The 13,887-nt window shown below is 55.7% G+C and carries 8 protein-coding genes and 1 tRNA gene; 6 read left to right on the top strand and 3 right to left on the bottom strand.

Features of this window, described 5'->3' with window-relative positions; genetic code table 11:
* Positions 1-12 precede the first annotated feature (12 nt).
* Positions 13-3,960, bottom strand: coding sequence for a trifunctional transcriptional regulator/proline dehydrogenase/L-glutamate gamma-semialdehyde dehydrogenase (gene putA / locus FY046_RS01875; RefSeq protein ID WP_446185668.1), 3,948 nt, complete (start codon positions 3,958-3,960; stop codon positions 13-15).
* A 442-nt stretch (positions 3,961-4,402) separates the two neighbouring features.
* Between putA and putP the strand changes: the two genes are divergently transcribed.
* The 5 genes from putP to phoH all read left to right on the top strand — a co-directional run bounded on the left by putP (position 4,403) and on the right by phoH (position 10,815).
* Entirely contained in the window at positions 4,403-5,887 is a 1,485-nt protein-coding gene (gene putP, locus FY046_RS01870) for a sodium/proline symporter PutP (RefSeq protein WP_133841725.1), read from the top strand.
* 283 nt (positions 5,888-6,170) lie between these two features.
* The gene (gene efeU, locus FY046_RS01865) at positions 6,171-7,004 is read left to right on the top strand and encodes an iron uptake transporter permease EfeU (protein WP_133841726.1); all 834 of its coding nucleotides are present in this window, start codon (positions 6,171-6,173) and stop codon (positions 7,002-7,004) included.
* A gap of 56 nt (positions 7,005-7,060) precedes the next feature.
* On the top strand, positions 7,061-8,188 hold the full coding sequence (gene efeO / locus FY046_RS01860; protein ID WP_159336462.1) for an iron uptake system protein EfeO: 1,128 nt from the start codon (positions 7,061-7,063) through the stop codon (positions 8,186-8,188).
* Positions 8,189-8,194: 6 nt separating this feature from the next.
* Entirely contained in the window at positions 8,195-9,478 is a 1,284-nt protein-coding gene (efeB, locus tag FY046_RS01855; RefSeq protein WP_446185667.1) for an iron uptake transporter deferrochelatase/peroxidase subunit, read from the top strand.
* Positions 9,479-10,026: 548 nt separating this feature from the next.
* Positions 10,027-10,815, top strand: coding sequence for a phosphate starvation-inducible protein PhoH (gene phoH / locus FY046_RS01850; protein WP_133841729.1), 789 nt, complete (start codon positions 10,027-10,029; stop codon positions 10,813-10,815).
* A 73-nt stretch (positions 10,816-10,888) separates the two neighbouring features.
* Here phoH and FY046_RS01845 read toward each other — a convergent pair whose 3' ends face one another.
* Together FY046_RS01845 and FY046_RS01840 are read right to left on the bottom strand one after the other, a co-directional pair.
* On the bottom strand, positions 10,889-11,629 hold the full coding sequence (locus FY046_RS01845) for an NADPH-dependent oxidoreductase (protein ID WP_133841730.1): 741 nt from the start codon (positions 11,627-11,629) through the stop codon (positions 10,889-10,891).
* 488 nt (positions 11,630-12,117) lie between these two features.
* Positions 12,118-12,205, bottom strand: a tRNA-Ser gene (locus FY046_RS01840).
* Positions 12,206-12,452: 247 nt separating this feature from the next.
* On the opposite strand from FY046_RS01840, the gene phoA reads away from it, so the two are divergent.
* The gene (phoA, locus tag FY046_RS01835; protein ID WP_133841731.1) at positions 12,453-13,856 is read left to right on the top strand and encodes an alkaline phosphatase; all 1,404 of its coding nucleotides are present in this window, start codon (positions 12,453-12,455) and stop codon (positions 13,854-13,856) included.
* The last annotated feature ends 31 nt before the right edge of the window (positions 13,857-13,887 follow it).

Raw genomic sequence — 13,887 nt, 5'->3', positions numbered from 1 at the left:
TGAGATGAGGCGTTAACCGATGGTCATCAGGCTGGCATTCCCCCCGGCTGCTGCCGTATTCACACTCAGCGAACGCTCCAGCAGCAGGCGCTCCAGCAGCAGATTGGTTTCCCCACGGGCAAAGCCCTGTACGGTAATAATCGCACCGTCGCGGGCTGCCACGGCCTGGCACAGGTCACGTAACTGGTCGGCATCACCGTGGTAAATCACCGCATCAATGGTTTGGCTCGCCAGTGGCTGTGCTGCGAAATCAATGCGCTGCTGTACCGCGGATGGCAGCTGCTGCCACAGGCTGCGATGGAGGTCATCTTCCGTCCACAGCGCACGGCTGCCCACGGCTGTCACGGCCGCCAGTTGCACCAGCGCATCTTGCTCGTTGTCTGCCAGACACAACACCTGCTCACGCGGCAGTAACGCAAAGGTATTGCGTTCACCCGTAGGTCCTGGCAGCAGGCGGATCGTCCCGCCCTGGCCCAGCTCGGCAAAGCGTGCGCAGCAGGCCGCCAGAGGGGTGCGGTCGGCTGCCCATTTACTCAGTGCGTCATGGGCCGCCAGCAGTGCCGGACGCAGTGCGGCATCCACCGGGCGCTCTTTGTCCTGACGATTGAGGGTGACGGACAGCGCATCATCCGGGCGGGAGGAGAGCAGACGATAAAGGTAGAGCGGACCACCGGCTTTCGGCCCGGTGCCGGACAGGCCCTCGCCACCAAAGGGTTGCACACCCACCACCGCACCGACCATATTACGGTTAACGTAGAGGTTGCCCACATGCGCCTTCTGCACCACCTGATGGATCGTCTCATCGATGCGCGTATGCACACCCAGCGTCAGCCCGTAACCCGAGGCATTGATCTGCTCAATCACCTGCGGCAGGGTGCTGCGCGCATAACGCACCACGTGCAGTACCGGGCCGAAGATCTCGCGGGTCAGATCTTCCACCTTGTTTAACTCAATCAGCGTAGGCATCACGAAGGTGCCGGTCTGCCACTCGCGGCGGCCCGCTGACTGCGGTTGTGCCGCCTGGAACACGGTAAAGCCTTTGCTGCGCATCGCCTCAATATGTTGCTCAATGCCCGCTTTGGCATCGGCATCAATCACCGGACCAATGTCGGTGGAGAAACGTTCCGGGTTGCCCATACGGCATTCAGCCATCGCGCCCCGTAGCATGGTTAACGTATGTTCTGCTACATCGTCCTGCACGCACAGCAGGCGCAGGGCGGAGCAACGCTGTCCTGCGCTGTCGAAGGCAGAAGCGACAATATCGGTCACCACCTGCTCGGTCAGGGCTGAGGAGTCGACGATCATCGCATTCATTCCACCGGTTTCCGCCACCAGCGGCGTCGGGCGGCCCTGCGGATCCAGACGACCGGCCAGATTACGCTGAAGCAGGGTGGCAACGGCGGTTGAGCCGGTAAACATCACGCCGCGTACGCGGTCGTCCTGCACCAGCTGCGCCCCCACGGTCTCACCGCTGCCGGGCAGCAGTTGCAGTGCCCCTGGCGGTACGCCGGCTTCATGCAGAATGGCAACGGCCTGAGCCGCAATCAGGGGCGTCTGTTCTGCCGGTTTGGCCAGCACGCTGTTGCCGGCGGCCAGAGCAGCGGCAATCTGGCCGCTGAAGATCGCCAGCGGGAAGTTCCACGGACTGATGCAGACCACCGGGCCAAGCGGGCGGTGGGTTTCATTATCGAAATCGTCGCGCACCTGACCTGCGTAATAGTGCAGGAAGTCCACGGCTTCACGCACTTCGGCAATGGCATTATTGAAGGTTTTACCCGCTTCACGCACCAGAATGCCGATCAGGCGCTGCATCTGGCCCTCCATCATGACGGCGGCGCGTTCCAGAATGGCGGCGCGTTCCTGCGGCGGAGTGGCGAACCAGATAGGCCCAACGCGGGTGGCGGCATCCAGCGCGGCGGAAACGTCTTCCGGGGTCGCACTGCGCACATAGCCCACCACATCCAGCGGTTCTGCCGGGTTGATCACCGGAATACTGTCGCCAGCGGCCAGCGGGCCATCAATCAGCGGTTGCACCTGCCAGGTCTGGCTGGCGCTGTTCAGCAGTGCGCTCGACAGTGACGCCAGACGATGTTCGTTGGCGAGGTCCAGCCCGGACGAGTTCTGACGGTGTTCGCCATACAGCTCGCGCGGTAAAGGGATTTTCGGGTGGGGCAGACCGACCGCACCTTCGCTGCGTGCCAGAGCTTCCACGGCAGACACCGGGTCGGCCACCAGTTCGTCCAGCGGCAGGGTGGCATCGGCAATGCGGTTAACGAAGGAGGTATTCGCGCCGTTTTCCAGCAGGCGGCGCACCAGGTAGGCCAGCAGCGTTTCGTGTGTCCCGACCGGGGCATAAATGCGGCAAGGGCGGTTGAGTTTGCCATCGGCGACTTTCCCTACCACCTGCTCGTACAGTGGTTCTCCCATGCCATGCAGACACTGGAACTCATACTGGCCAGGATAGTAGTTGTTGCCTGCCAGCTGATAGATTGCCGCCAGAGTATGGGCGTTATGGGTGGCGAACTGCGGGTAAATCAGGTTCGGCACCGCCAGCAGTTTGCGGGCACAGGCAAGGTAGGAGATATCGGTATACACCTTGCGCGTGTAGACCGGGTAGCCTTCCAGTCCGTCCGTCTGGGCGCGTTTGATTTCGCTGTCCCAGTAGGCCCCTTTTACCAGACGGATCATCAGACGGCGACGGCTGCGTTGTGCCAGGTCGGTCAGATAGTCGATCACCATCGGGCAGCGTTTCATATAGGCCTGGATCACAAAACCAATGCCGTTCCAGCCTTCCAGCTCCGGTTCAAAGCAGAGTTTTTCCAACAGGTCGAGCGACAGCTCAAGGCGGTCGGCTTCTTCAGCATCGATATTGATACCGATATCGTAGCTGCGTGCCAGCAGCGTCAGTGATTTCAGGATCGGGTACAGCTCTTCCATCACGCGTTCATATTGCGCGCGGCTGTAACGTGGGTGCAGCGCAGAAAGCTTGATGGAGATCCCCGGGCCTTCATAAATGCCACGACCGTTGGATGCTTTGCCGATGGCATGGATCGCCTGCTGATAGGAGAGCAGATAAGCTTTGGCGTCCTGCGCCGTCAGCGCTGCTTCACCTAGCATATCGTAGGAGTAGCGGAAACCGGTCTCTTCCAGCTTACGGGCATTGGCCAGCGCTTCGGCGATGGTTTCCCCGGTGACGAACTGTTCGCCCATCAGGCGCATCGCCATATCAACCCCTTTACGAATCAAGGGTTCACCGCTTTTACCAATAATCCGGTTGAGCGAGCGTGACAGATTCGCTTCATTATGGGTCGACACCAGACGGCCCGTAAACAGCAGCCCCCAGGTAGCGGCATTGACGAACATCGACGGGCTGCGCCCCAGGTGAGAATGCCAGTTACCGTTGCTGATTTTATCGCGGATCAGGGCATCACGGGTCGGTTTGTCAGGAATACGCAGTAAGGCTTCGGCCAGGCACATCAACGCCACGCCTTCCTGGGAGGAAAGTGAGAACTCCTGGAGCAGACTTTGCACCATTCCGGCGCGTCCGCCTGCCCCTTTTTGGTGCCGGAGCTTGTCCGCCAGCTGATAAGCCAGGCGATGGGTGGACTCTGCCAGAGGCTGCGGTAAACGCGCCTGTTCCAGCAGCATGGGCACTGCTTCGGTTTCCGGGCGGCGCCAGGCAGAAGTGATGGCGGCACGGGCGACCGACTGCGGCAGGATCTGCTCGGCAAAATCCAGGAAGGGCTGGTGCGTCTCTTCCGACGGGCGTACATCGCTCTCGACAACGAGGGTGCTGGTGGGGAGCTCGGCCAGCGTGGTGCCTTGTTCGATCTGTTGCAGATAGTTGAAAATGGCCTGCTTGATCAGCCAGTGCGGGGTGCGGTCAATCTGTAGCGCAGCCTGTTTAATCCGGTCGCGTGTTGCATCGTCCAGTTTCACACCCATGGTAGTTGTGCCCATGCCTTACAGCTCCTGAATCAGTAGATAACAAATGATAGGGTGCAATATCACTGATGTTGCAACTTTGTGCAACCTCGTTAAATGTGACCCTCTCCTCAAACTTAAAAATGGGCTTTTTGTTAACGTAAAAAAAGCGGCATGGATATTGCTGCAAGAAACTCGCCAGGTTCGTGAAAGCGCCGTTAAGCCTGGTTTTTATGGGGTTGCTGTGCGGGTGCAACCCGGTGAAGTGTGATGGAGTGCAACCTGCTGGCATTTAATAGTAACAACCTGGTGAAATGGATGTACGAGCTGTGTTAAATCGTTTGTGCCACACAGCCGTTTACGGCAGGATACCGCCCCCCGGCTGGATGCCCCCCCCGTGCGCCGGTCTGCTTCGTTCCGGCAGATGACGCATATGCAGCCTCCCGCTGTGGAAACGAATAATAAGTGGAGAACTTAAATGACTGTAAGTACACCCATGATGGTGACATTTTGTGTTTATATTCTTGGCATGGTGCTGATTGGTTTCATCGCATACCGTTCAACGAAAAACTTTGATGACTATATTCTCGGTGGTCGTAGTTTAGGTGCTGTTGTGACGGCACTCTCTGCCGGTGCGTCCGATATGAGCGGCTGGCTGCTGATGGGCCTGCCGGGCGCTATCTTCCTTGCCGGGATTTCAAAAAGCTGGATCGCCATTGGCCTGACCCTGGGGGCGTATCTGAACTGGAAAATTGTCGCGGGCCGTTTGCGCGTGCAGACTGAGCATCACGGCAATGCCCTGACGTTGCCGGACTACTTCTCCAGCCGTTTTGAAGACACCAGCAAGCTATTGCGCGTGATCTCCGCCGTGGTCATCCTGATCTTCTTCACCATCTACTGCGCTTCTGGCGTGGTGGCGGGTGCGCGACTGTTCGAAAGTACCTTCGGTATGAGTTACCAGACAGCCCTGTGGGCCGGTGCTGCTGCGACTATCGTTTATACGTTCGTCGGCGGTTTCCTCGCGGTCAGCTGGACTGACACGGTGCAGGCCAGCCTGATGATTTTTGCCCTGATCCTGACGCCGGTGATGGTCATTCTTGCGGTCGGTGGTCTGGACGATGCGATGGTCGTGATCAAAGCCAAGAGCCTTGCCAATGTCGATATGCTGAAAAATCTCAACTTTGTGGCGATTATCTCCCTGCTGGGCTGGGGGCTGGGCTACTTCGGCCAACCGCATATTCTGGCGCGTTTTATGGCGGCGGATTCTCACCGTTCTATTCGTACCGCACGTCGTATCGGGATGATCTGGATGATTCTGTGCCTGGCGGGTGCTGTCGCCGTGGGCTTCTTTGGTATCGCCTACTTCCAGAACAACCCTGCACTGGCGGGCGAGGTTTCGCAGAATAGTGAGCGTATCTTTATTGAACTGGCGCGCATTTTGTTTAACCCATGGATTGCCGGGATCCTGCTGTCCGCGATTCTGGCGGCGGTGATGTCAACGCTCAGTTGCCAGCTGCTGGTGTGCTCCAGCGCACTGACGGAAGATCTGTATAAGAACTTCCTGCGTAAAGGGGCCAGCCAGCGTGAGCTGGTGTGGGTGGGGCGCTTGATGGTGCTGCTGGTGGCGGCAATTGCTATTGCGCTGGCCGCGAATCCGGACAACCGTGTACTGGGTCTGGTGAGCTATGCCTGGGCTGGCTTCGGTGCGGCATTTGGTCCGGTGGTTCTGCTCTCTCTTGTCTGGAGACGTATGACGCGTAACGGTGCACTGGCCGGGATGATCGTCGGTGCGGCGACCGTGCTGGTATGGAAACAATACGAATGGTTTGACCTCTACGAGATTATTCCAGGCTTCCTGTTCGGCAGTATCGCGATTGTGGTCTTCAGCCTGCTGGGCAAAGGGCCATCTGCCGCTGCTGAGCAGCGTTTTGATGCCGCTGAAGCCGAATATCAGGCCGACTAAGCTCTCCTCTTCGCTGGTGCCGCCCGGTACCAGCGAATCTTCCCCCTCTGCAATTCAGCTCGCTTTCCCGTTTTATGCCCTCGCTCCTGTCTGTCCGTCGGGAACGAGCGGGAGAAAGCCCTGTCGTCATCGTTACATTTGCTTAATTTTTCCCATCTCGCAAAACACGAAAATATCGTTCCGCCATCTTGTAATTAGTCGCCCGATAATGATAATCAATATCGTTTTTATTTTACTTATCTTTACTGGTTTTGACCTAATTTCACGCTTTGAGGTGTATGGCATGTTTGTCCCGTTTCTTATTATGTTACGCGAAGGATTGGAAGCGGCGCTGATTGTCAGCCTGATCGCCAGTTACCTGAAACGCACCCAGCGCAGTCAGTGGTTTGGTGCCATGTGGATTGGGGTGTTTGTTGCTGCCGCGCTGTGCCTTGCACTCGGCTGGTTTATCAATGAAACCACGGGCGAGTTCCCGCAGAAAGAGCAGGAGCTGTTTGAAGGCCTGGTTGCCGCCGTTGCCGTGGTGATCCTCACCTGGATGGTGTTCTGGATGCGTAAAGTCTCACGTAACGTAAAGGCACAGCTGGAAGAGGCTGTTGATAGCGCGTTACAGAAGGGCAACAGCAGCGGCTGGGCGCTGATCATGATGGTGTTCCTTGCCGTGGCGCGTGAAGGGCTGGAATCCGTCTTTTTCCTGCTGGCCGCGTTCCAGCAGGATGTAGGTTATGCGCCACCGTTGGGTGCGATGCTCGGCCTTGGCACTGCGGTGGTGCTGGGTATGCTGATTTACTGGGGTGGGGTGCGCCTTAACCTGGCCAGCTTCTTTAAATGGACCAGCCTGTTCATTATTTTCGTCGCTGCCGGACTGGCCGCAGGGGCGATCCGTGCCTTTCATGAAGCCGGGTTATGGAATCACTTCCAGGACGTGGCGTTTGATTTGAGTAACACCCTGACCACCCACAGCGTTGTTGGCACCTTACTGGAGGGCCTGCTGGGCTATCAGGAAGCGCCAAGCGTCAGTGAAGTCGCGGTGTGGTTTATCTATCTGATTCCTGCGTTGCTGCTGTTTGCACTGCCTGCGCGCTCTGTATCGACCTCTGCGCGTACCACGCGCTGAATCTGTCTGGCAGGCTGATGGTCTGCCGTTAACAACACTTTGACTGGGATGACTCAATGACCACACACTTTCGCCGCCACGCACTGAATGCTGCCCTGCTGGCCGCCCTGACTTCATCCGGCGCAGCGCTGGCTGCCGATATCCCACAGGTTAACGTCAGCGTGACCGATAAACAGTGTGAACCGATGACACTGACCGTGGATGCAGGCAAAACGCAGTTCATCATTAAGAACAACAGCCAGAAAGCGCTGGAGTGGGAGATTCTGAAAGGCGTAATGGTGGTGGAAGAGCGTGAAAATATCGCGCCATCCTTCACCCAGAAGCTGACCGCGAATCTGGAAGCGGGTGAGTACGATATTACCTGCGGCCTGCTGAGCAACCCGAAAGGCAAGCTGATCGTGAAAGCGAACGGCAGTAAAGTGAACGACGGCAAGCCGGATGTACTGCAACTGGTTGGGCCGATTGCTGATTATAAGCTGTATGTCACTCAGGAAGTGGCCCAGCTGGTCACCGGCACCAAAGCTTTCACTGATGCCGTGAAAGCGGGCGATCTGGCGAAAGCGAAAGCCCTGTTTGCGCCAACCCGTCAGCACTACGAGCGTATTGAGCCGATTGCTGAGCTGTTCTCCGATCTTGATGGCCGGATTGATGCCCGCGAAGATGATTTCGAGAAGAAAGCAGAGGACCCTAATTTCACCGGCTTCCACCGTCTGGAAAAAGTGTTATTTGCCGATAACACCACCAAAGGTATGGATAAATTCGCCGACCAGCTGTACAAAGATGTGCTGGATCTGCAGACCCGTATCAGTGAACTGGCTTTCCCTCCGGGCAAAGTGGTTGGCGGTGCTGCGGGTCTGATTGAGGAAGTCGCTTCCAGCAAAATTTCGGGTGAAGAAGACCGCTACAGCCGTACTGACCTGTGGGATTTCCAGGCCAACGTTGATGGCGCGCAGAAGATCGTCAACCTGCTGCGTCCGCTGGTGCAGAAATCTGACCCTGAACTGCTGGCGAAAGTGGACGGTAACTTCAAAAAAGTCGATACCATTCTGGCGAAGTACCGTACCAAAGACGGCTATGAATCTTACGAGAAATTGACTGATGCCGATCGCACGGCACTGAAAGGTCCTATTACGGCGCTGGCCGAAGACCTTTCCCTGCTGCGTGGTACGCTCGGTCTGGATTAATCAGAAATGGCAAAACCTGTTGACGGTGTGGCGTTAGCGTCACGTCGTCGTTTACTGAAAGGAATGGGCATCCTCAGTGGTGCCCTGGTAGTGGCGGGCGGTTGTCCGGTTCATGCGGCCAGTGACGAGAAAACCTCATCACCCGGAACGCTGTCACCTGGCGCCCGCCAGGAACGTCAGCCGTTCTATGGTGCGCATCAGGCGGGGATCACCACGCCGCAGCAGGCGGCCATGATGCTGGTGGCGTTTGATGTGCTGGCCACGGACAAAGCCGATCTGGTGCGTCTGTTCAGGCTGTTAACCGACCGCATTGCGTTTCTGACCACCGGAGGTAAAGCACCGCTGGTGACCAACCCGCAGCTGCCACCGATGGACTCTGGCATTCTGGGGGAGGACATCTACCCGGATAACCTCACCATTACCGTTTCTGTTGGTACCTCTTTGTTCGACGAGCGCTTTGGCCTGCAAGCGTTGAAGCCGCTGAAATTACAGCGGATGACGCGCTTCCCTAACGATTCGCTTAATGCCAGCCTGTGCCACGGCGATGTGCTGTTGCAGATTTGCGCCAATACCAATGATACGGTCATCCACGCGCTGCGCGATATTATCAAGCATTCGCCGGATCTGCTGAGCGTACGCTGGCGGCGTGAAGGGTTTATCTCCGACCACGCAGCGCGCAGCAAAGGCAAAGAGACGCCGATTAATCTGCTGGGCTTCAAGGACGGTACGGCTAACCCGGACAGCACCGATAACAGTCTGATGGATAATATTCTGTGGGTCAGCAAAGCGCAGGGCGAACCGGCGTGGACGCTGGGCGGCAGCTATCAGGCGGCACGTATCATTCAGTTCCATGTGGAGTTCTGGGACCGTACGCCGTTACGTGAACAGCAAACCATCTTTGGTCGTGAAAAGCACAGCGGTGCGCCACTGGGTATGCACAAAGAGCACGATGTGCCGGATTATGCGAGTGATCCCAACGGGGATGTCATCCCGATGGACGCGCATATCCGTCTGGCGAACCCGCGTACGCCGGAAACGCAAAGCAGCCTGATGCTGCGCCGTGGTTACAGCTATTCTCTGGGTGTCTCTAACGCCGGACAGTTGGAAATGGGGCTGTTATTTGTTTGTTATCAGCACGATTTAGAAAAAGGTTTTCTGGCCGTGCAAAAACGACTTAATGGCGAAGCGCTGGAAGAATATATAAAACCGATCGGCGGGGGGTATTTCTTCGTTCTTCCCGGCGTTGCCGATGCCCAGCACTATCTGGCACAGGGATTGCTGGAGGCTTAATCTTAATTAGCGGATTAATCTTAATCCGCTAATTCTAAGCTCGTTATGCTGGGATGATTCTTAGCATCAATAAAATCAAACTGATTAAAAATCACACAACCCATCTTCGCCACCTCGCCATTGTTAATAAACATATAATTATAACTTCATGATTTTAAATGCATTCATCTGAATGTCATAATAACGTTAAAAAAAGTGTTGCATTTCTTCGCTAATATGAAGAATATGAAATTGCTGTTGATTTTCGCATATAGTTTTCCACTCTGGAGATAGCGAATGCAGAAGTCCTTTACCGGGCCAGTCGTCAAAAAGTCTCATATCGCGAATATTTGCGAGGAAAACATTTCCTCTTCAGCTTTCTCTTCTTTCACAACTCAACGGCTACTCAATTCCTTTAACCCTTACCGGTGCATGGCGGGCATGATTTCTGCTGTGCATTTGTTTCAACGGCCAGACAAGGCTTAAAAGGAAGCCACGACCTCTAAAGCGTTCACGTAATCGCATCGATATACCGATGCGGGAAATGAAACCAACTGTAAGGTGCCACTATGGGAAGACAGAAAGCAGTGATCAAAGCGCGTCGTGAAGCAAAACGTGTGCTTCGTAGCGATTCACGCAGTCATCGTCAGCGTGAAGAAGAATCGGTCACCTCGCTGGTGCAGATGGGTGGGCTGGATTCCATTGGTATGGCTCGCGATACCCGCGACCATTCACCGATTGAAGCCAGAAATGAAGCTCAGGCGCACTATCTCCACGCCATAGAAAACAAAAAGCTGATCTTTGCCACCGGCGAAGCCGGATGCGGTAAAACCTGGATCAGCGCTGCGAAAGCAGCCGAGGCCCTGATACATAAGGATGTCGACAGGATCATAGTGACTCGTCCGGTCCTTCAGGCAGATGAGGATTTGGGATTCCTGCCCGGAGATATCTCCGAGAAATTTGCCCCGTACTTCCGGCCAGTATATGACGTTCTGGTTAAACGTCTGGGATCGTCCTTTATGCAGTACTGCCTGCGCCCCGAAATAGGCAAAGTGGAAATTGCGCCTTTTGCCTATATGCGCGGTCGTACCTTCGAGAACGCGGTGGTTATTTTGGATGAGGCGCAGAATGTCACCGCAGCCCAAATGAAAATGTTCTTAACTCGCCTTGGAGAAAACGTCACGGTCATCGTTAACGGTGATATCACCCAGTGTGACTTGCCGGCTCATGTGAAGTCTGGCCTCAGCGACGCGATGGCGCGCTTCGAGGAAGACGAGATGATTGGCGTGGTACGTTTTGATAAAGAGGACTGTGTGCGTTCAGAGCTTTGCCAACGAGCACTGCTTGCTTACAGTTAATCAGAGATGAAAGCGGGGCGGTCTGCGATCGCCCTGTACGAATCAAAGCCCGGCAGTGCCGGGCTTTTTTTGTTTATTTATTGATGCCGAAACCCTGTTTCAGGATAGCCGGCTGAACGTTCGGGAAATAGATATTCTGATAATAGCTGGCGGTGTTGTTGCCCCAGTTATCACCATCGGTACGCCCGGTACTGTTCCAGTGTGCCACCAGAACTTCGTTGTAAGCTTTAATCACGTCTGGCAATGAGGTGCTGTCATAACGTTCTTCGTGACGGAAGCCTGCCAGCGACATGCGGGGCTTCTGCACGGCGGGTTCATCGACATAGCCCAGCACCACGCCCGCCACCGGGAAGGTCAGTTCAGGCAGATTCAGCAGCTCAATCATGGCTTCTGGTTCACGGCGGATCCCGCCAATCGGCACGACGCCCAGCCCGTGTGAACGGGCCGCCGTCATCACCGCACCCAGCGCGATACCAATATCAGTCGATCCAGAGATCAGGCTTTCCAGGCTTTCATGCGCAATCTGCGTTTTACCTTCTGCGGCAATACCCTGCTGGCTTTTGTACATATCCAGCACGAAGGTGATAAATACCGGTGCTTTTGCGATCCACGGTTGGCCACCGGCGATTTCGGCAATGCGGGCGCGGGTAGCGGCATCGCGTACAACAACCAGTGATACCTGCTGCGAGTTGACGGAGGTCGGTGCAAGCCACGCTGCTTCAACAATGTCATCAATAATGCTGTCGGCGACAGGTTTATCAAGGTAGCTACGATCGCTGCGATGGCTTTTCAGCAGTTGGGTAATATCATTCATGGGATACCTGGCTGTTATAAGAGGTGAGAATAAAGGGGGTCAAGATAATAAATGTGGAGGATATTCGAGTAGTCCGTTTGTGCGGCAGATCACATTTATTGTTTTGATGGGGTCATCCCTGATACCTCGTCCCGGGTCGGGCATGCCCGCCCCCTACGTACAGGCATTATTCTTGAATAGGGCGAGACTCGTACCTTCCCTGATGTAGGGGCGAGGCATGCCTCGTCCAGGTCGGGCATGCCCGACCCCTACGTACAGGCAAAAAAAATGCCTGAACTTTCGTTCAGGCATTCTCTTAGAATATGGTGGTGAGAGAGGGGGATCACTCGCGCCATCCCTGGCGCTCGCCCTACGGGCAGCCTGCGGCTGTGCAAAACGGCTATCCTGCCGTTTTGTCGAACCCTGGCGAGGGTTCTTCACTCCCTCTCTCCACGGAATGACAGGCAAAAAAAATGCCTGAACTTTCGTTCAGGCATTCTCTCAGAATATGGTGGTGAGAGAGGGGTTCGAACCCTCGATACGTTGCCGTATACACACTTTCCAGGCGTGCTCCTTCAGCCACTCGGACACCTCACCATATTTTACTGCCGTCACCCACAGGGGGTAACGGGGCGGTACTATAGGCAGTCGCCGTTAATGGGTCAAGTAGTATTTTTCCCTATGGTTCTATTCGCTTAACTCATGAGCAGTCGCAAAATTCCATCATCAGCATACCCGGCGATGAAATCTCCCTGTCACGTGGCTGACACGAAAATGAAATAGTTGTATCGCAGACTGTGGCGCAGAAACATTAAGTTAAATTTATTCATGGAGATCGCCAACAATGAAACACAAAGCCTTTGCTCTTTCCCTGCTGACCTCGCTGATTTGCTCCTCTGCCGTGGCGGATATTGCCACCTGGAATCGTGCCGCACAGGGGGATATCACCCAGCCCGGTGGTGCACGCCGCCTGACCGGTGATCAGACCGAGGCAATTAAAGCCTCGTTAAACAATACCACGGCGAAAAATGTCATTTTGCTGATCGGCGATGGCATGGGTGACTCTGAAATCACGGCAGCGCGTAACTATGCAGAAGGTGCGGGCGGTTTCTTTAAAGGTATTGATGCACTGCCGCTGACCGGTCAGTACACCCATTACTCGCTGGATAAAAAAAGCCATAAACCCGACTACGTCACCGATTCTGCGGCTTCTGCCACCGCCTGGGCCACCGGGGTAAAATCCTATAATGGCGCCATCGGCGTGGATGTGAACGGTAAAGATTATCCTTCACTGCTGGAACTGGCTAAAGCCGCCGGTAAAGCCACGGGTAACGTATCTACCGCCGAACTGGAAGATGCCACCCCGGCCGCGCAGATTGCCCATGTTACCTCACGTAAATGCTATGGCCCGGTGAAAACCAGCGAACTCTGTGCCACCAACGCGCTGGAAAAGGGCGGTAAAGGTTCCATCGCTGAGCAATTGCTGAATGCCCGCGCGGACGTCACTTTCGGCGGCGGTGGGAAAACCTTCAGTGAGACGGCGAAAGCGGGCGAATGGCAGGGCAAAACTCTGCAAGAGCAGGCGAAGCTGCGCGGCTATCAGCTGGTGAGCGATCTCGAGGGGATGAACGGCCTGAGCGAAGCGGGCGACGATAAGCCGGTACTGGGGCTGTTTGCTGACGGCAATATGCCGGTGCGCTGGAAAGGGCCGAAAGCCACTTATCACGGTAACCTGGACGGGAAACCGATCACCTGTGAAGTGAATGCGGAACGTCCGGCATCAACGCCAACCCTGGCCCAGATGACCGATAAAGCCATCTCACTGCTAAGCAGCAAGCCGCAGGGCTTCTTCCTTCAGGTGGAAGGGGCATCTATTGATAAGCAGGATCATGCGGCTAATCCGTGCGGCCAGATTGGTGAAACGGTCGATCTGGATGAAGCGGTACAAAAGGCGCTGGAATTTGCGCGTAAGGACGGCAACACACTGGTGATTGTCACCGCTGACCATGCGCACTCCAGCCAGATCATTGCCAATGACAGCAAGGCACCGGGCCTGACGCAGACGCTGATCACTAAAGATGGCAGCCCGATGACCATCAGCTACGGCAATTCGGAAGAAGATTCTCAGGGCCACACCGGCACGCAACTGCGCATTGCGGCATATGGTCCTCATGCGGCGAATGTGGTCGGTCTGACCGATCAAACCGATCTGTTCTATACCATCAAGGCTGCTCTGGCGATCAAGTAACGATAAGGTGGGGCGACGAACTGTGCGTCGT

This window comes from Erwinia sp. 1181_3, from assembly GCF_052824965.1.
The sequence above is the reverse complement of the archived record's forward strand: the minus strand, read 5'-3'. Positions and strand labels throughout refer to the sequence as shown.

Bases quoted from the DNA above. Each gene is read 5' to 3' on its own strand.
- putA (WP_446185668.1), bottom strand. From the start codon at position 3,960: ATGGGCACAACTACCATGGGTGTGAAACTGGACGATGCAACACGCGAC.
- putP (WP_133841725.1), top strand. From the start codon at position 4,403: ATGACTGTAAGTACACCCATGATGGTGACATTTTGTGTTTATATTCTT.
- efeU (WP_133841726.1), top strand. From the start codon at position 6,171: ATGTTTGTCCCGTTTCTTATTATGTTACGCGAAGGATTGGAAGCGGCG.
- efeO (WP_159336462.1), top strand. From the start codon at position 7,061: ATGACCACACACTTTCGCCGCCACGCACTGAATGCTGCCCTGCTGGCC.
- efeB (WP_446185667.1), top strand. From the start codon at position 8,195: ATGGCAAAACCTGTTGACGGTGTGGCGTTAGCGTCACGTCGTCGTTTA.
- phoH (WP_133841729.1), top strand. From the start codon at position 10,027: ATGGGAAGACAGAAAGCAGTGATCAAAGCGCGTCGTGAAGCAAAACGT.
- FY046_RS01845 (WP_133841730.1), bottom strand. From the start codon at position 11,629: ATGAATGATATTACCCAACTGCTGAAAAGCCATCGCAGCGATCGTAGC.
- phoA (WP_133841731.1), top strand. From the start codon at position 12,453: ATGAAACACAAAGCCTTTGCTCTTTCCCTGCTGACCTCGCTGATTTGC.